Genomic DNA, 17,342 nt, shown 5'->3' with positions numbered 1-17,342 from the left:
GATGCTCTCACGCTGCCCGGTCGAGCAGGGCTTCGAGATCCAGACGTAGTGCGGCCACCGAGACGTGTCGCTCGATCATCGTCACGACCGCCGGGTCGTCGCTGCGCAGGATGCCCAGCACGATGTGCTCGAGTTCGATGGACGGGTCTCTGCGATACACCGCCTCCCGCAAACCCGCTTCGAGAACCTTCTTGGCGGGGCGATCGAAGGACATGTGTCCGCGGTGGTGCCGCCGCGGTTTCGGTTCGGGAGCGTCGAGAGCCCCGACGCCGAACCTGTCCTCGACGCTGGCGCGCACCGCCTCGAGGTCGATGCCGATGGACTTCAGCGCATCGGCATCCTGGTCGCCGAGCGGCGGGGACACGCCGATCTCGGCGCGCACCGCCTCGGCCGTCAAACCGGTCCTGTCCAGCAATTCGGACAACGGGCCGTCGGCGGCGACGACCGTTCCCAGCAGCAGATACCCGGGCGTGATGGAGCGGGCGCCGGCGTCCAGCGCCTCTTCCTGTGCGCACGTGACACTCACCCGCGCACTCTTTGCGAATTTCTCGAACATCAGTGGATCCTTCGGTTGTATTTGTGATGGACGGCCTGCCGGCTGACGTCAAGGGACTCGGCGATTGCCTGCCAGGACCAGCCTTGGTCCCGCGCGTTGCTCACCTGGACCGCTTCGAGGCGGTCGGCCAGCCGGCGCAGCGCCATGACGGCCCGCAAGCCCTCGGCGGGGTCCGCCGCCCCGGCGGATTCGGCCAGCGTTCGTGAATCGGTCATGATGTCAATGTAAATTGACACGCAATATCTGTCAACGTTGATTGACAGATTCGGTCATGACGCAAGATGGCAGGCGATGACTACCGCGAACCTGACCAGATCCGAAACCGCCGCCCGTGCGCAGACGGTCTCGGACGTGACCTACTCCGTCGACCTCGATCTCCGATCCGCTCCCGACCACGACGTGTCGGGGTTTCGAACGGTCACCACCCTGACCTTCGACGCCACCTCCGAATCCACCTGGCTCGACTTCATCGGTGAGCGTGTCGACTCCGTCGAGGTGAACGGGACCGCCGTGGACGTCGTCTGGGACGGCGCGCGGATCCAACTTGTCGCCCTTGCGGCGCACAACGTGGTGACCGTCCGGGCGGTCGGCGCCTACAGCCGATCGGGTGAGGGGTTGCACCGCTTCCTCGATCCCGCCGACGAGCAGACGTACCTCTACACCCAGTACGAGCCGGCCGACGCGCGTCGGGTGTTCGCGTGCTTCGAGCAGCCGAACATCAAGGCGCCGTTCACGTTCTCCGTGCAGGCTCCCGAAGGATGGACGGTGCTCTCGAACCAGTCGGTGGTGTCGCACGACGGTGAACGACGAACCTTCGCGCCGACTCTTCCGATCTCCACGTACATCACCGTGATCATCGCCGGACCGTACTTCCGAGCCGAGTCCAGCTGGAGCAGAGGTGAACTCACGGTTCCGCTCGGCGCCTTCTGCCGCTCGTCGCTCGCCGACCGCTTCGACCCCGAGAACGTCTTCACGGTCACGAAGCAGGGACTGGACTTCTTCCACGACGCGTTCGACTACCCGTACCCGTTCGGAAAGTACGACCAGGTGTTCGTGCCCGAGTACAACCTCGGTGCGATGGAGAATCCGGGGTGCGTCACATTCACCGAGTCGTACGTGTTCCGCAGTGCCGCAACGACTGCGCAGTACGAACGTCGCGCCAACACGATCCTGCACGAGATGGCGCACATGTGGTTCGGTGACCTGGTCACGATGGAGTGGTGGGACGACCTGTGGCTCAAGGAGTCGTTCGCCGACTACATGGGTGCGCTCGCGTCGGTCCGTGCCACCGAGTTCACCGACGCCTGGGTGACGTTCGCGAACCGCCGCAAAGCGTGGGCGTACCTGCAGGATCAACTGCCGACCACGCATCCGATCGTTGCCGACATCCCCGATCTGGAAGCGGCGAAGCTCAACTTCGACGGGATCACCTACGCCAAGGGCGCTTCGGTTCTCAAGCAACTCGCCGCCTTCGTAGGTGAAGATGCGTTCTTTGCCGGTGCGAGAACGTATTTCCGCAAGCACGCGTTCGGAAACACCACGCTGCCGGACCTGCTCACGGAACTGGCAGCGGCGTGCGGACAGCCACTCGACGACTGGGCCCGGGCGTGGCTGCAGACCTCCGGAGTGGGCGAACTGAGTTACGACCGGTCGAGTGGCGTTCTCACGCAGAGCGTCTCACGACCACAGGTGGTGCGCGTGGCGTGCATCGGCGAGGAGGTCGTCGAAACCGAACTGCGCCTGACCGAGGCGACCACACGGCTCGATCTTCCCGACGCCGATCTGATTCTGCTGAACGACAACGATTCGACCTACACCAAGATCGTGCTGGACGAACGATCGATGGAGTTCGTGCGCACCTCGCTCGACCGCATCACCGAACCCCTGCGGCGCGGTCTGATCTGGTCGGCTCTGTGGAACGCCACCCGCGACGCCCGCCTACTGGCTGCGGAGTACGTCGACCTCGCAATTCGCTTCGCGCCCACGGAAACCGACAACGGTCTCCTGGGATCGGTGCTGGCGAATGCCGAGTACGCGATCGAACGCTACTCGGCGGACCGAGACGCGTTGCGCGAGAGATGGATCGACACCTCGTACGCACAGATGGCCGCAGCTGCGCCGTCCTCGGACAGTCAACTGGAATGGTTCCGGGCGTTCGCGTCGACAGCCGCTCGTACGCCCTCGCACGCCGGACAGGTGCGAACTCTACTGGCGGACAACCTCGACAGCGACCAGCGATGGTCGTTGTGGTTCGCGCTCGCGGCCACCGGACTCGCCACCCGCGACGAGCTCGATCGCGCCCTCGCGGCCGACCGAACCTCGGCCGGTCGGCGCCATCACCTCGCGTCCGTGTCTGCCCAGCCCGACGCGGAGATCAAAACCCTGGCGTGGTCGTCGCTCACCGAATCGGACACGTTGTCGAACGACCTCGTCGACGCCACGATCGCCGGCTTCCGAGCGGGACCGTCACGCGAGCTGATCTCGTCGTACGACGGTGCCTACTTCGTGCTGATCGAAGGCCTGTGGCGAACGAGAAGCATCGAAATCGCGCGGCGCTTGGTCGTGGGCCTATACCCGCAGACGGACGGTCTCGACCTCGTCGATCGGTGGCTGTCGGCGCACTCCGAGGCACCGGCTGCGCTGCGTCGACTGGTGATCGAGCAGCGGGATCATCAGGAGCGGGCGCTGCGGGCTCGGGCGGTCAGCTGAACACGCGGTCCAGAAATCGCACGGTGCGCTCTCGTGTGATGCGCATGGCTTCGTCGCCGGCCAGCTTTTGAAGGGGCGTTCCCACCGCGTCGGCCAGCGGAGCGAGATCCGTGAAAGAACTGTGCGTGGTTCCGGGAACGACTTCGCGCTCGCGGACGCCACGAAGGTGCTCCCACGTCTCGTCGAGGCTGGTGTCCTGCGTCGGGTGACTCTCGGCTTCGAGAATGAGAAACGGCCGGTCGAGATCCGTGGCTAGCGGCGGGAACAAGGTGCCGTCGAGGTCGAAGCCGGAATCGACCCTAGGGTCGGCCAGCATGGTCTGCAATGCCGATGAACCGCCGATCGAGTGTCCGCCGACCGCAATACGATTCGGGTCCACCGACACTGCACCCGGCCACATCGGATCTTTACCGAAGAAGCGATCGAGCACGAACGAGATGTCCTGCGCCCGAGACGACGTGACCTTCGGGCCGTCCAGTTCACCCTCACAGGCGACGCACTCCGCGACCCGACCGTCCGGCAAGCTGGTGCCCCACGATTCGTGGACATGGTCGATGCCGATCACCACGTAGCCACGACTGGCAAAATCTTCGGCAAGCCCGGTCAGCGTCGCCCTCGGAAACGAGAATCCTGGTGACAGCACGACCAGTGGACGACTGCGCTCCGCCGGAATGGGAGCAGCGTTCGGGGTGGAGTTCGTCGTGACCGTGCTCAGGACGTCTGCTGGCACATCCACACTCTGCGTCGCCATGAATCGAGTCGACTCGTCGACCGTCATGTATTGCGCTGGAACGAAATTCGGGCCCTCTGGGTCCGCTGGGTACCACACGGTGGTGATCAGCTCGCGGCGCTCGTCGGGCACCCACGGGTCGGGGCGGGACTCGTCGATCAGATCGACGACGGTGCTCCCCACCGGCAGGTCACCGGTCGGTGCGGGAAGGGCCGGGGCGCTTGCTGTGGGCAACTCGGGGTGGTCGCCGACGGTGATCTTCCCCAGAGGGCCCGCACAGGCGGTGATGGACAGCAGCATCGCCGCGGCGACCAGAGCAATTTTTGCGTTCATGGGTAGAAACGCTAATTTCGAACGGAAGCAACCACATTCACCGTCCGGTGGAATCGACGTGCACCTCGAGGTGTACGCGGGAACCACCCTCAGGGATGACGACAACGGTCCGTCCGCCGATTAGTCTCGGGAACCATGGCGTCGGCGACCTGGACGAGGGACCACCCGTGGGCAGCCGATGTCGCGTTCACTGTCACTGCGGCCCTGTTCTCCCTCGCGTCGGTGTTCTACGTGGCCACCCTCGTCGGCTGGGCCGCCGCGCTCGTCCTTCACGTGGTCCCGCCCGTCGCGATCTCCGTCCGCCGCGGGTTCCCGTGCGCGGTAACCACCACCGTCCTCTTGCTGGACATCGTGACGTGGGGCCTGTCGCTGCCCTACTCCGGTGCGCAGCTGGCTACGCTGATCGCGATCTACACCGTCGCCCGAGAGCGACGGGCGACGGTATCCGTCGCATTCGTGGGAGCGGCAATGGTGCTCATTGTCGTTGCGCCGCTTCGTCAGCCGTTCACCGATGCGGCCAGCGTCATTGCCGCACTCGCCGCCGTCGTGTTGGTTTACTTGCTCGGTCGCACGGTCGAGTTGCGCACGCAGTACCTTCTAGGACTCGAGGAGCACTCTCGCCGTCTCGAGCGTGAACGGGACGCCGACCTCGTAGCAGCAGCAGAACACGAGCGCCTCCGCATCGCGCGCGAGATGCACGACGTGGTGGCGCATCATGTGAGCGTGATGGTGGTGCAGGCCGAGGGCGCCGCGTGGGCGATCGACGACGATCCCGAGTCCGCGCGCACCGCCGTCTCGACGATCGCCGACACGGGGCGGTCGGCGTTGACGGAACTACGTCTCGTACTGGGCGTCCTGCGGGACGGCACGGAGCACGACGCGGCGCCGCAACCTGGACTGGCCGACCTGGAAGACCTGATCGATCGCTTCCGCGGGAGTGGGATCACAGTGCGATCAGATGTCGCACCCAGCGGGCTCGCGCTGCCGGCGAGCGTCGAAGTGGCGGCGTTCAGGGTCGTCCAGGAAGCCCTGACCAACGTCTTGAAACACGCAGGACCAACCGCGGTCGTCGATGTCGCAGTGACCGTCGACGAGTCGGTCCTGTTGGTCACCGTGACGGACGACGGTGGCGAGGACGCACACACTCGGGTCCCGAGCGCGGCGGGCCACGGCCTGACCGGCATCGCCGAACGTACAGCCATGTTCGGCGGAACTGCGCGTTCAGGTCGACGTCCGGACGGCGGCTTCGACCTATCGGTGTCGATTCCGTGTCGGTGATCCGGGTCGCCCTGGTCGACGATCAGGAACTGCTGCGCGTCGGGTTTCGTATGGTGCTGCGGGCCCAGGACGGCATCGAGGTGGTCGCCGAGGCCGGCTCTGGCGAAGAGGCCCTCGACGTGGTGCCCGGCGCCCGAGTCGACGTGGTGTTGATGGACATCCGGATGCCGGGGATGGGCGGTATCGACGCCACACGCAAGCTCGTGACTCTTCCCTCGCCGCCGAAGGTGCTCGTACTCACCACGTTCGACCTCGACGAGTACGTCTACGATTCGATCGAGGCCGGCGCCAGTGGGTTCCTGCTCAAGGACGTCCCGTCCGCCGAACTCGTCTACGCAATCCGGGTCGTTGCCGCGGGCGATGCGATCGTGGCACCCAGTACCACGCGACGGTTGCTCGCCCGCTTCACCGCGCCGGCTCGTACGCCGGACGGAACCAGCGTGGACACGCTGACCGATCGCGAACGCGAAGTCCTCGTATTGCTCGCCGGCGGCGCGAGCAACGCCGAGATCGCGTCATCGTTGTTCGTCGCCGAAGCGACCGTGAAGACCCACGTGCACCGGATCCTGACCAAGCTCGATCTGCGTGATCGGGTGCAGGCGGTGGTGTTCGCGTACGAGATCGGACTGGTGCTGCCGGGGTGACTACCCTCGAATCATGTACACCGAGTGGGACTCGCCCGTCGACGGTGCCGTGTTGTGGTCGAGCTCGGGCACCGACGCACCCACCCGAGTGCTGCCCGACGGGTGCATGGACATCATCTGGCACGGCGACGGTGTACTCGTCGTCGGACCCGACACCGGCGCGCACCTGTCGACCCTTGGGGCCGGGCGCACGTTGGTGGCGCTGCGCTTCGCGCCCGGAGTGGGTCCGTTGGTGCTCGGTGTTCCGGCACACGAGCTTCGCGACACACAGGTCCGGCTCGACGAGGTGTGGTCCGGGCGCGATGCCCGCTTGATCCACGACGCCGACGATCCCGCTTCCGCGCTGCACACTGTTGCTGCCCAACGCCTTTCAGTAGCGAGTTCTGATTTTCCCGCTCGTCTCGTCGCACGGGCGATCGCGTCGGGCGCCACGGTGGGTGACCTTGCACGCCGAACCGCCTGGAGCGAACGGCAGTTGCACCGAAAGTGCTTGCCGGCGTTCGGCTACGGACCGAAGACGCTCGCCCGCATCCTGCGCTTCGACCGGGCGATGGCGCTGTCGGACAGCGGCGTCGCACCGTCGGTCGTCGCCGGCCGCCTCGGATACAGCGACCAGGCGCACCTCTCCCGTGAAGTGAAGGCGCTGTCGGGCCTCACCCTCGGTCAGCTGGCGGCGAAGAGGTCCACGCCGTAGCCGTCCGGGTCGGTGATGGCGGCGTAGCGCTGTCCCCAGAAGGCGTCGAAGGGTTTCAGATGGCCGTCGTACCCCGCGGCGGTCATCGCCTCGTACGTGGCGTCGACCTCGGCCGGAGACTCGCACTCGAACGCGAGCGACATTCCGCTCCCCTCGGGCTTGACGAACGACGGGTCGAACGACGCGATCGTCTCGACCGTGTCCCAAGCCATCTTCAGGCCGCCGGGGAGTTCCAATTCGGCATGCGGTGCCGCATCGAGATCGGTCGATAGTTCCAAGCCCAAGGCCCGGTAGAAGTTCAGCGACGCGGCCATGTCGACGACGACGAGTTCGATCACTGCGAAGCGTGGTGTCATGCGGGAAACGCTAGAACCTGCTCAGGTGCGCTGTCTTGAACAAATCGGTCGGGTGTGAAAAAGAGTGTCAGGGGACGCTTTTTCACACCCGTGTGCCGCAGGCGCCTACTCCCCCCGCAGCCGCGAGTTCAGGTCGGCGCGGGCGACGCGTCGCTGCTCGTCCACTGCGGCGATGTCTTCGTTGACACGGATGCGCAGCGATTTGAACAGCACGATCGAGAGCGGGAACGCGACGACGAGCGCGAACACCATGGCCACGAGCAGCGGGATCTGAACGCCGAAAAGCATCGCGCCGAAGAAGATCACCGCGGCGACCACGGCGATGAGGCCCAGGCGGGCGCCGGTGTACAGCGCCAGATCACGGACGAGTTTGCCCTTGGAGGAGTCGGTCATCACCCCAGATTACCCGTGTCCCTCCTATCCGATTTGTCCATTACCTCCCCTTTACCAACACAAGATCAGTCGAGTACCTAGGGGTCTCGGTGTCACCATGGTGACCAGAACTGAAAGACACAACGGAGGAAGACACATGAGTGCACCGACTTACCCCACCACGGCGGACAACCTGCTCACCCCGGGACAGGTGGCGTCGCTCTTCCATGTCGATCCCAAGACCGTCACCCGCTGGGCACACGCCGGTCGCCTCGGATCACTCCGCACACCGGGTGGCCACCGCCGCTTCCGTGAAACCGAAGTCATGCAGCTGCTGACCTCGCTCACCACCGAAGCGCACCGCTGAGGGCTTGTCCACGACGAAGGCCGGGAATTCTCAGAATTCTCGGGCCTTCACCTTGGTGCCCGGATCACGATCCGCAGCTACTCTCGTAGGAGGAGGTGCGTTGTGATCTACCTATTGGCACTTATTGCTTTCGTCGTCGTGATCGTCCTCCTGTGGAAAGCCTTCGGGCCTGACACCGGGGCCGACACGAAGCGCGTCAGCGGACCGGACGACGATCCGGAGTTTCTGTGGAAGATGGACAGAGACAATTTCAAGTCGCGGACGGATCGTCCCGAAAAGGGGACACCTGAAAGTCGCGAGTAACGCCGTCGGTGAGCGTCGTGTCGCCTGAGAACTAGGTGAACGTGACGCTCACCGCGGCAGCGAGATCCAGAAGGGCAGCACGAGTTTTCGGCTGCAATCTGTCGAGATCGACCTCCGCGCCCTGTTCCAGATGTGGGTCGAACGGGATCAAACGCACTGCGCGGCACCTCTGCTCGAAATGCTCGACGATGCGGTGCAGATCGACACCCTTCGCCTGCGGCCTCACCATGTTGATGACCGCGATGGACTGCTCCACCAACTCGCGGTACCCGTGTGCGTCGAGCCAGTCCATGGTGGCCGACGCACTGCGCGCGCCGTCCACGGAACCCGAACTGACGATCACCAACGAGTCGGCTCCGTGCAGAATTGCGCGCATCGCCGAGTGCAAAAGCCCTGTGCCGCAGTCGGTCAGCACGATGCTGTAGAAGCGTTCGAGCAATCTGACCGTCTCGTCGTAGTCCTCGGCACTGAACGCCTCGGACACCGCGGGGTCCGAGTCCGACGCCAGAATTTCCAGGCGTGACTCGTTCTGGGAGGTGTACCGACGGACGTCGCTGTACTTGTCGAGAGTGCGAACGTCGTGCAGCAGGCTTCGGACCGTCGCGTCGGTCTCGAGTCGCATCTTCTGGCTGAGGGTGCCGCGATCGGGATTCGCGTCGAGAGCGATCACGCGGTCCCCGCGAATCGAGGCGAACGTCGACCCCAGGGTTGCGGTGATCGTCGTCTTGCCCACGCCACCCTTCAGGGACAGCAGGGCGATCTTGGCGCTGCCGTGCAGCGGCCGGTTCACCTGCTTGGTCAGCTCGATCCGCCGCTGCTCCTTGGCGCTGTTACCGACGTTCCAGCGGCCACCCGTCGCGTCGTGGAGAACCCGTCGCCACCCGGCAGCGGGGACGGGCTTGACGTCACCGAGAAGCTTGGCCGTCGACAGGTCGTCGGCCGTGACGCCGTCCGGCGATGCCGAGGGTGAGACGTCGATGTGACCGCCCCGCGGCCACGGCTCGTGCGTTTCGGGCGGGTAGTAGTTCTGCTGGTCCCGATAGTCGGGCTCGGTGTAGCGGTACTGCTCGTCCGACATCTCTTCTCCCCCTGACGACACCCCCGAGTCGCATTCGTCGCTATGAATTCAGGTCAGCTCAGTTCAGGCCGGCGTAGGAATGCAGGCCCGAGACCACCATGTTGATGATGAACAGATTGAACAGCATGGCGACGAAACCTGCGACGTTGATCCACGCCGCCTTGGTGTTGCGCCATCCGGAGGTGGCGCGCGCGTGCAGGTAGGCCGCGTAGACGACCCAGGCGATGAACGACACCGTCTCCTTGGGGTCCCAGCCCCAGAAGCGTCCCCAGGCGGCCTCGGCCCAGATTGCGCCGAGGATGACACCGGCGCCGAACAGCGGGAACCCGATGATTGTCGTCTTGTAGGCAAGCCGGTCGAGAGTCTGTGCGTCGGGCAGACGGGACGCGAACGCCCCCAACCGGCCCGGCTTCTCCTGACCCCGCGGCTGACGGATGCGGAGCAGGAAGAGCAGCGACGAGACACCCGACACCAGGAAGATGCCGCTGCCGACGCTGACGATGGTGACGTGGATCGGCAGCCAGTAGGACCGCAGCGCCGGCACCACGGGAGCGGCGTCGGCGTACAGGACGGTGGCGGCGAGGAACATCAGGATCAGCACCGGGATGACGACGAAGATCATCATCACGCGCATCTTGCGCAGCGCGATCACGGACGTCACCGTGGCGGCGGCCGTAGCCATCGTGACGAACTCGTACATGTTGCCGAGCGGGAAACGGTCGGTGGAGAAACCGCGCAGCACGATCGACACGATCTGCAACAGCAGTCCAAGTCCGACGAGGGCGAAGCCCATGCCGCCGTAGCGTTCGGACGCGGGACGCTTGACCGGCGCCTCGATGCGGCCCGGTCCGGTCTGGACGGGCTTGCTGGGCCCGCTGCCGACCAGGACCTTCTGCTCCTTCGCTTCGGACGCAGTCACCTTCACCGTCGCGTACTGCGCAACCAGGAAGACAGCTGCGAGAAGGTACACGGCGAACGCGGACCGGAACGACCAGTCGCTGAACTGGGCGAGAGTCTCGTTGATCGGCATGACAGTTACTCCTGAAGTGATAGGTCTCGGCTGCGCTCGGTGCTCAGCAGGCGAGACGTCAAACGGTCGAACTCGTCGCCCCACCCGGCTTGATCGGTACGGGCGAGTCCTCCCAGTTCTACTACGGTACGTCGTGAGTCGGGCTGTGACGTCACCCGCACCCAGATGCGGCGGCGCTTGACCACCAGCGAGACCAGCAGTCCGGCCATCATCGACAGGGCGAAGATCAGGACGTACGTCTGCGCCGGGTCGTGCGATACCTGCAGGTTGACGAACTCCTCGGCCCCGTCGAAGCGCACCTGCGTGCCGTCCGAGAGCGTCGAGCTCTCGCCCGGCATGAGGTTGACGCGGTCTTGCTTGACCAGCCGGCCCTGATCGATCAGATCCGGGCTCAGCGAGAACAACGACTGCGGGGCGCCGGTGTCGAGACCGGCGTCACCCTTGTAGATGTCGACTGCGACGGCCGGGTCGTTCATCGCTGGGAAACTGGACGAGAGCAGCGAGCCGCCGTGCAGCGACGCGGTGGGCGCGAACAAACCCTCGATGGCGATCTGATTCTTGCGTCGCTCGTCGTTGTCCGGATACAGCCCGGCGGGCGGATCGAACCGCATGACGCCGCTCGAGAGGAACGTCGTCCCGTCCGTCGGCTCCCACTGGATGGTCTCGGTGCGCGTCTCGCCGTTCGGGAAGAGGACGGTGAAGGTCGGTGCGTACCCGTGGCCCTGCAGGTAGACGCGGTCGCCGGCGACGCGCAGCGGATGGTTGACCTGCAGTTGGTCCTGTTGCCAGGTGTTGGTCGTCAGGTCGTCCCCGGCCTGATATTCGATGTTCGACGTGAACTGCTCGGCCTGACCGTTCGGCAGGTAATCGGCGGTGAAGTCCTTGACGCGCACGCACAGCGGCGTCATGCCGGTTCCGTCTTCGACGTTGCCGGCGCGGAAGGAGTCGAACACCGCGGGTGACGTGGTGCAGATACCCGGGCCGTCGTTGGCGATCACGACGACGTTGCCCTCGTAGCTGAACAGCTTGCCGACGGCGATCGCGACGAGCAGTCCCACCAGCGAGAGGTGGAAAACGAGATTGCCGAGTTCGCGGGTGTAGCCCTTCTCGGCGGACAGGGTCAGGGAGTTCGCCTCGGAGCGCTCGGCGACGCGCCACCCCTTCAGCTGCCCCCGGACGCGGGCCACGACCTCCTCGGCCGTCTCCCCGTCGACTTCGGTGGTGAAGTGATGCGGAAGCCGGCGCAGGTTGCGCGGCGTCGCGACGGGCGGAGTGCGCAGCGCCTTCGCGTGATCCAGGCAGCGCGGCAAGATGCAGCCGACGAGCGAGATGAACAGCAGTACGTAGACGGCGGTGAACCAGAAGCTGCCGAACACGTCGAACAGCTCGAGCTTGTCCATCAGCGGTCCGAGCGTGGGCCGGTTCGCGATGTAGGTGTCCACCTTGCCGGAGTTCAGGCTGCGTTGCGGCAGCAGAGCTCCGGGAATCGCGGCGAGCGCGAGGAGGAACAGCAGCACCAGCGCGGTGCGCATGGACGTCAGGCCGCGCCAGGTGTTGCGGACAGTGGAGAGAACCTTGCTCATATGGGGAGAGTCGTTCCTGACACCACGCCGTCGCGGATCCAGCTGACGAACACGTCCCACGCACCGGTGACCAGTGCGATGCCGACCGCGACGAGCATGACGCCGCCGATGATCTGAATGATGCGAGCGTTGCGACGCAGCCAGCCGACGCCCCGCAGAGCGCTGACGGACCCGAACGCGAGGATGACGAACGGAAGCCCGAGTCCCAGGCAGTAGGCGATGATCAGGGTGACGCCGCGGGCTGCGGTGGCGCCCTCGGTTCCGGCGGCGAGGGAGATGACGCCGGCCAGCGTCGGACCCAGGCAGGGCGTCCAGCCCAATGCGAACACCGCGCCCAGCAGTGGAGCGCCGGCGATGCTGCCGATGCGCCGAGGCTCGAAGCGGGTGTCACGTTGCAACGCCGGGATGAGGCCGAGGAACACCAGACCCATCGCGATGGTGACGACACCGCCGACACGCATGAGGATCTCGCGGTTGACGGCCAGGACCGAGATGGCGCCGAACACCGATGCCGTAGCGAGGACGAAGACGACGGTGAACCCGGCGACGAACAGACCCGCCGCACCGGCGACGCGTGCCTTGCCCTTCGTCTTGGTGATGGTTGCCGCTTCCGAGGCGGTGGCGGCGGGGGCGTCGGCGCCCACCACGCCCGCGAGGTAGGACAAGTAACCGGGCACCAACGGAACGACGCACGGCGACGCGAACGACACCAAGCCCGCCAGCATGCACGCACCGAGTGCGAGCAGCAGAGGGCCGGAGGCGGCAGCGTCGGCGAAAGCGTCACCCATTTGTCGAACTGCTCTCTGCAGCAACACGTTCGACGACGGGCTGGAGGTCGCTCGCCAGGAGTTCGGTCAGGAACACCGCCGCGACGCGGTGCTCGCGATCGAGCACGATGGTGGTCGGGATGACCGACGTCGGGTAGTTCTGACCCAGCGCGAGCAGCGTGCGCATCGGCGGGTCGTAGATCGAGGGATAACTCACCTTGTTGTCGGTGACGAAATCCTGCGCCTTGTCCTGCTGGTTGTCGCGCACGTTGATCCCGAGGAACTGCACGCCTTGGTCTTTCGTGGCTTCGGCGACCTGTTCGAGGTCGTTCGCCTCACCGCGGCACGGACCACACCACTGACCCCACACGTTCAGCACCACGACCTTGCCGTCGAAGTCCGACAACGACGTGGTCTTGTCCGCCGTCATCAAGTCCGGTCCCGACAGATTCCCGACGGTTCCGCGGTCCGACGGAGGGTCGTAGAAGATCGACGTCTTGCCGCCGGGTGAGACGAAATCGAACGTGCCGCCCTGGGCGACCGCGTCTGTACCCGTCGCGCATCCGGAGAGGGCGAGGGCACAGACAGCAAGGGCGACAAGCTTTTTCATGCGCCTGTCACGCTCCGGTGATTCTGGGGTCGGACGCGCCGGCAGGCTCGGAGTACACGATGTCGACGAGAGTGTCGCCCTGGTAGACGAGCGAGGTCAGCGACGCGAGACCGCACTGACGGCTGCGGGGGTCGTGCCAGAGGCGGTCGCCCTGCAGGAACCGGCGCAGCGTCCAGACCGGCAGTTGGTGGCTGACGCAGACGGCTTCGTGCCCGACTGCCGCAACGCGAGCGTTGTTGACCGCGGCCAGCATTCGGTGGGCGATCTGCAGGTACGGCTCGCCCCAGGACGGGGTGAACGGGTCACGCAGTTTCCACCAGTGGCGTGGGCGTCGCAGCGCGCCGTCTCCCACCGCGACCTTGAGACCTTCGAATTCGTTTCCGGCCTCGATGAGGTTCTCGTCGGTGTGGATCTGCAGACCGTGCGATGACGCGATCGGTCCGGCGGTTTCCTGCGCACGCTGCAACGGCGACCCGACGATGTGCGTGATGTCATGTGCTGCAAGCGTATTGGCGACAGCCGTGGCCTGAGCCTGACCCTTCACCGACAGTCGGAACGACGGAAGCCGACCGTACAGAATGCCTTTGGGGTTGTGCACCTCACCGTGCCGCATGACGTGCACGATGGTGCGAGTCTCGGCGTGCTGCTCGTCGGTCATTTCGTCGCCCCCGCTGCTGCCGCGGCGGCAGCCGGAAGCGCTGCGTCGATGATCTCGAACGCGCGGTCGTCCAGCGCGGCAGAGACGAACCATGCTTCGAACGCACTCGGCGGTGGGTAGACCCCACGCCCCAGCAGCGCGTGGAAGAACGCGGGGAACCGCCACGTGTCGGCAGCCTTGGCGCCTGCGTAGTCGATCACGGGGGTTTCGGAGAAGAACACACTCACCATGGTGCCTGCAAACTGGACGGTGTGGGGCACGCCGGCCGTGGTGAGATGCTGGCTGAGCAGTGATCCCAGTCTCGTCGAGTTCCGTTCGAGAGCCGCGTAGACGCTCGCATCGGCGTTTCTCAGCGTCGCGAGGCCCGCGGCAACGGCCACCGGGTTACCCGACAGCGTGCCCGCTTGATACACCGGCCCGGCCGGTGCGAGGTAGGCCATGACGTCGGCGCGACCGCCGAACGCCGCGGCCGGAAGCCCGCCGCTCATCACCTTGCCGAAGGTGTACAGGTCACCGGCCACTCCGTCGATGCCGTACCAACCCGCTGCGCTGACGCGAAAGCCCGTCATGACCTCGTCCATGATGAGCAGCGCGTCGTGTGCCGTACACAGACGCTTGAGGCCTTCGTTGTATCCGGGCTGCGGCGCGACCGCACCCATGTTCCCGGCCGCTGCCTCGGTGATGACGCAGGCGATCTGGCCGGGGTAGTCGACGAACGCCTTGGCGACGGCGTCGAGGTCGTTGTACGGAAGCACGATGGTGTCGGCAGCCTGCGCTCCGGTGACACCGGGCGTGGTGGGCAGGCCCAACGTGGCGACGCCCGATCCGGCGTCGGCGAGCAGCGCGTCGACGTGACCGTGGTAGCAGCCGGAGAACTTGACGATCTTGGACCGGCCCGTGAAGCCGCGCGCCAGACGGACGGCGCTCATGGTGGCTTCGGTGCCCGAGTTGACCAGTCGCACCTGATCCACGGGGTCGACGCGTCGGATGATCTCCTCGGCCAGCTCGATCTCCCCGAGCGTCGGCGTGCCGAAGGAGAGGCCGTGCGTAGCTGCTTCGCGAACCGCCTCGACCACTGCGGGATGCGCGTGGCCCAGGATCATCGGACCCCAGGAGGAGATGAGGTCGACGTAGTCGTTGCCGTCGGCGTCGGTCAGCGTGTAGCCCGTGGCCGAGGACATGAACCGGGGCGTACCGCCCACCGAGTGGAAGGCTCGCACCGGGGAGTTGACACCGCCCGGGATCACGGCGCTCGCGCGTTCGAACAGGTCGGCGGAGATGGGGGCAGTCACGCACCCCAGTGTTTCACCGCTACCTGAGAAGGCCGTTAGGGGGTGTTTTCCGACAGGTCCAGCTGCATAAGCGTCAGATCCAGCCACCGCTCGAACTTGTATCCCACCTCGGGAAGCACGCCGACCGTCCTGAACCCGAACTTCTCGTGCAGCCGGATCGACGTGCCGTTCGACGACTCGATGCCCGCCACCATCACGTGCATACCCAGATCTGCCGCCCGTCGGATGAGGGCAACCATCAGCTCCGTCGCCACCCCGCGGCGCTGGAAACCCGCCGCGACGTAGACCGAGTTCTCCACCGTCCGCCGGTAACCGGTCTTCGGCCGCCACTGCCCGTACGACGCGTACCCCGCCACCCGGCCGTCGATCTCCGCCGTCAGGATCGGGTGCCCCGACGCGCGCCGGATGTCGAACCACTGTTGCCGTTCGCTCAGCTCGACCTGCTCGGTGTCCCAGATAGCGGTGGTCTCGGCGATGGAGGCGTTGGAGGCGTTGTGAATCGCGAGGATCTGCGGGAGATCGGCGGTGGTGGCATCGCGAATCAGCATGGGGCGGATCGTAGGTCCTCGGAATGGGTGCAGGGCGGCGGCGGTCCCGCACCAGCAGGTCACCGATCCGCGCACGGTGTCTACGCGGGCACCCCGCCCGCCGCCCGCCACACCGCCGCAGCGGTGCGCTCGGCCCAGTCATCCGGAACCGGTTCTCCCGCAAGCGCTCTCGCATACCACGAGCCGGTGGCCATGGTGACCACGATGTCGAGGTCTGCATCAGCAGCCACTTCACCCCGCTCCAGGATCGCCCGTATGCGAGCGCGCCGAGGCGCCACCACCCGTTCGCGATACCGCGCCCGGACGTCGTCGTCGGTGCCGTCCTGGAGCATGGTTCCGACGAGGGACATCCGCCCGGGACGCGAGACGCCGGACCGGAAGTCCCCTAGTTCGGAGACCAAGTCGAGGAACGGGTCGCCATCGTCGGACGGTGCGTCGCCACGAGGAATCTGGGCGACGACGGCCGCAGCCAACTCCGCCTTCGTCGCCCATCGCCTGTACAGCGCCTGCCTGGTGGTGCCGGCGTCCGCGGCGACACCGTGCACGGACATCCCGTCGTAGCCGAACTCCGCGAGATGGCGGGCGGCGACGGCGAGGATGCGGTCGTCGATGGAGGTGTCCCGAGCGCGGCCGTTCTTGTTCGCCATAGTCGTGGACTATATCAATACAGTTCTGTACCGTTTAATCATGACACCGACGTTGTACGAGTGGGCCGGCGGCGACACCGCACTGCGTCGCCTGCTCGACGCCTTCTACGACCGCGTCGAGAACGACGCGCTGCTGGCGCCGATGTTTCCCGGCGGTGTGTCCGAGCAGCACCGAGCGCACGTGACGGTGTGGTGGGCCGAGGTGTTCGGCGGGCCGGCGAACTACACCAGCGAGCACGGTGGATACGCGACCATGCTCGCTCACCACATCGACCTCGGCATCACCGCAGACCAACGCCGTCGCTTCGTCGAACTGATGAGCGTGGCCGCGGACGACGCGGAACTCCCGGACGACCCCGAGTTTCGGTCGGCGCTGCTCGCCTACGTCGAATGGGGCACCCGTCTCGCGATGAGCAACTCACAACCCGGAGCGGAACCGATCCAACAAGCGCCGGTGCCGAAGTGGAGCTGGGGTGTCGCCCCGCCCTTTCAGCCGTGAGCGAGAGCTCGAATCAGCCTGATCGAAAGTGTTAACACGATGTAACGCAGGCATTACGCTGGTGTGCATGACACCGTGGCCGGAGGGTTTCAAAGAACATCTCGTCGCCGAACTCGACGGCTACAGCTCCATCACGTCGCGAGCGATCGCCGACAACGGCGCTTCACTCTTCAAGGACGGGCCGTACGGGCATCAAGCGGCCACCATGGACGCGACGAGTGGGATGTGGCACAAAATCCGTAGTGTCGCGCATGAATTTCTGTGGCCTCGCTGATAATTGGTTTACAG

General features: G+C 65.8%; 22 protein-coding genes. 8 read left to right on the top strand and 14 right to left on the bottom strand.

The annotated features are described in order from the left end of the window. Positions 1–7: 7 nt before the first annotated feature. Positions 8–556, bottom strand: coding sequence for a Clp protease N-terminal domain-containing protein (locus IEW02_RS03730; RefSeq protein ID WP_188543319.1), 549 nt, complete (start codon positions 554–556; stop codon positions 8–10). After that, a complete protein-coding gene (locus IEW02_RS03725) occupies positions 556–771 on the bottom strand; it encodes a helix-turn-helix domain-containing protein (protein ID WP_188543992.1) in 216 nt (71 codons plus the stop codon). The genes IEW02_RS03730 and IEW02_RS03725 overlap by 1 nt, the downstream gene beginning before the upstream one ends. Positions 772–847: 76 nt before the next feature. Between IEW02_RS03725 and pepN the strand changes: the two genes are divergently transcribed. Continuing rightward, positions 848–3,265 carry an aminopeptidase N gene (gene pepN / locus IEW02_RS03720; RefSeq protein ID WP_188543318.1) on the top strand — a complete coding sequence of 806 codons (2,418 nt, stop codon included), beginning with the start codon at positions 848–850 and terminating at the stop codon, positions 3,263–3,265. Here the strand turns inward: pepN and IEW02_RS03715 are convergent. Further along, entirely contained in the window at positions 3,258–4,328 is a 1,071-nt protein-coding gene (locus IEW02_RS03715) for an alpha/beta hydrolase family protein (protein ID WP_188543317.1), read from the bottom strand. The genes pepN and IEW02_RS03715 overlap by 8 nt on opposite strands. Positions 4,329–4,463: 135 nt before the next feature. On the opposite strand from IEW02_RS03715, the gene IEW02_RS03710 reads away from it, so the two are divergent. Genes IEW02_RS03710 through IEW02_RS03700 form a run of 3 tightly spaced genes read left to right on the top strand, consistent with a single transcriptional unit; the run spans position 4,464 to position 6,944 of the window. Beyond that, entirely contained in the window at positions 4,464–5,606 is a 1,143-nt protein-coding gene (locus tag IEW02_RS03710; protein ID WP_188543316.1) for a sensor histidine kinase, read from the top strand. Further along, complete coding sequence (locus IEW02_RS03705) at positions 5,597–6,250, top strand: response regulator (RefSeq protein ID WP_268236694.1); 654 nt, start codon at positions 5,597–5,599, stop codon at positions 6,248–6,250. The genes IEW02_RS03710 and IEW02_RS03705 overlap by 10 nt, the downstream gene beginning before the upstream one ends. A 13-nt stretch (positions 6,251–6,263) precedes the next feature. Continuing rightward, positions 6,264–6,944 (top strand): helix-turn-helix domain-containing protein, encoded by a 681-nt coding sequence (locus IEW02_RS03700; protein ID WP_188543315.1) that lies wholly within the window; start codon positions 6,264–6,266, stop codon positions 6,942–6,944. Here IEW02_RS03700 and IEW02_RS03695 read toward each other — a convergent pair. Further along, a complete protein-coding gene (locus IEW02_RS03695; protein ID WP_188543314.1) occupies positions 6,914–7,300 on the bottom strand; it encodes a VOC family protein in 387 nt (128 codons plus the stop codon). The genes IEW02_RS03700 and IEW02_RS03695 overlap by 31 nt on opposite strands. Positions 7,301–7,405: 105 nt before the next feature. Further along, positions 7,406–7,693, bottom strand: a complete 288-nt coding sequence (locus tag IEW02_RS03690; RefSeq protein WP_188543313.1) for a DUF4229 domain-containing protein — start codon at positions 7,691–7,693, stop codon at positions 7,406–7,408. A 136-nt stretch (positions 7,694–7,829) separates the two neighbouring features. Here IEW02_RS03690 and IEW02_RS03685 point away from each other — a divergent pair, with 136 nt between their 5' ends. Both IEW02_RS03685 and IEW02_RS03680 read left to right on the top strand, forming a co-directional pair. Beyond that, on the top strand, positions 7,830–8,039 hold the full coding sequence (locus IEW02_RS03685) for a BldC family transcriptional regulator (RefSeq protein ID WP_188543312.1): 210 nt from the start codon (positions 7,830–7,832) through the stop codon (positions 8,037–8,039). Positions 8,040–8,141: 102 nt separating this feature from the next. Next, entirely contained in the window at positions 8,142–8,342 is a 201-nt protein-coding gene (locus tag IEW02_RS03680) for a hypothetical protein (protein WP_188543311.1), read from the top strand. A 31-nt stretch (positions 8,343–8,373) separates the two neighbouring features. Here IEW02_RS03680 and IEW02_RS03675 read toward each other — a convergent pair whose 3' ends face one another. From IEW02_RS03675 to IEW02_RS03635, 9 genes are all read right to left on the bottom strand, one after another. Then, a complete protein-coding gene (locus IEW02_RS03675; protein WP_188543310.1) occupies positions 8,374–9,420 on the bottom strand; it encodes a nucleotide-binding protein in 1,047 nt (348 codons plus the stop codon). Between the two features lie 58 nt (positions 9,421–9,478). Continuing rightward, the gene (ccsB, locus tag IEW02_RS03670; protein WP_188543309.1) at positions 9,479–10,450 is read right to left on the bottom strand and encodes a c-type cytochrome biogenesis protein CcsB; all 972 of its coding nucleotides are present in this window, start codon (positions 10,448–10,450) and stop codon (positions 9,479–9,481) included. A gap of 5 nt (positions 10,451–10,455) precedes the next feature. Then, on the bottom strand, positions 10,456–12,033 hold the full coding sequence (resB, locus tag IEW02_RS03665; protein ID WP_188543308.1) for a cytochrome c biogenesis protein ResB: 1,578 nt from the start codon (positions 12,031–12,033) through the stop codon (positions 10,456–10,458). Then, positions 12,030–12,821, bottom strand: coding sequence for a cytochrome c biogenesis CcdA family protein (locus IEW02_RS03660; RefSeq protein ID WP_188543307.1), 792 nt, complete (start codon positions 12,819–12,821; stop codon positions 12,030–12,032). The genes resB and IEW02_RS03660 overlap by 4 nt, the downstream gene beginning before the upstream one ends. Beyond that, positions 12,814–13,410: a TlpA disulfide reductase family protein gene (locus IEW02_RS03655; RefSeq protein WP_188543306.1), complete on the bottom strand. Its 597-nt coding sequence runs from the start codon at positions 13,408–13,410 to the stop codon at positions 12,814–12,816. The genes IEW02_RS03660 and IEW02_RS03655 overlap by 8 nt, the downstream gene beginning before the upstream one ends. Positions 13,411–13,417: 7 nt before the next feature. Next, a complete protein-coding gene (locus IEW02_RS03650; RefSeq protein WP_188543305.1) occupies positions 13,418–14,068 on the bottom strand; it encodes a histidine phosphatase family protein in 651 nt (216 codons plus the stop codon). Then, entirely contained in the window at positions 14,065–15,360 is a 1,296-nt protein-coding gene (gene hemL, locus IEW02_RS03645) for a glutamate-1-semialdehyde 2,1-aminomutase (RefSeq protein WP_188543304.1), read from the bottom strand. Before hemL ends, IEW02_RS03650 begins: the two co-directional genes overlap by 4 nt. Positions 15,361–15,395: 35 nt before the next feature. Further along, complete coding sequence (locus tag IEW02_RS03640; protein WP_188543303.1) at positions 15,396–15,908, bottom strand: GNAT family N-acetyltransferase; 513 nt, start codon at positions 15,906–15,908, stop codon at positions 15,396–15,398. 80 nt (positions 15,909–15,988) lie between these two features. Further along, positions 15,989–16,555, bottom strand: a complete 567-nt coding sequence (locus IEW02_RS03635; RefSeq protein WP_188543302.1) for a TetR/AcrR family transcriptional regulator — start codon at positions 16,553–16,555, stop codon at positions 15,989–15,991. 40 nt (positions 16,556–16,595) lie between these two features. Between IEW02_RS03635 and IEW02_RS03630 the strand changes: the two genes are divergently transcribed. Both IEW02_RS03630 and IEW02_RS03625 read left to right on the top strand, forming a co-directional pair. Next, on the top strand, positions 16,596–17,054 hold the full coding sequence (locus IEW02_RS03630) for a group II truncated hemoglobin (protein WP_188543301.1): 459 nt from the start codon (positions 16,596–16,598) through the stop codon (positions 17,052–17,054). 67 nt (positions 17,055–17,121) lie between these two features. Continuing rightward, positions 17,122–17,328 carry an inositol 2-dehydrogenase gene (locus IEW02_RS03625; protein ID WP_188543300.1) on the top strand — a complete coding sequence of 69 codons (207 nt, stop codon included), beginning with the start codon at positions 17,122–17,124 and terminating at the stop codon, positions 17,326–17,328. Positions 17,329–17,342 lie beyond the last annotated feature (14 nt).

The organism is Rhodococcoides trifolii (genome assembly GCF_014635345.1).
GTDB classification, from domain to species: domain Bacteria; phylum Actinomycetota; class Actinomycetes; order Mycobacteriales; family Mycobacteriaceae; genus Rhodococcoides; species Rhodococcoides trifolii.
This window is presented reverse-complemented; position numbering and strand designations above follow the sequence as displayed.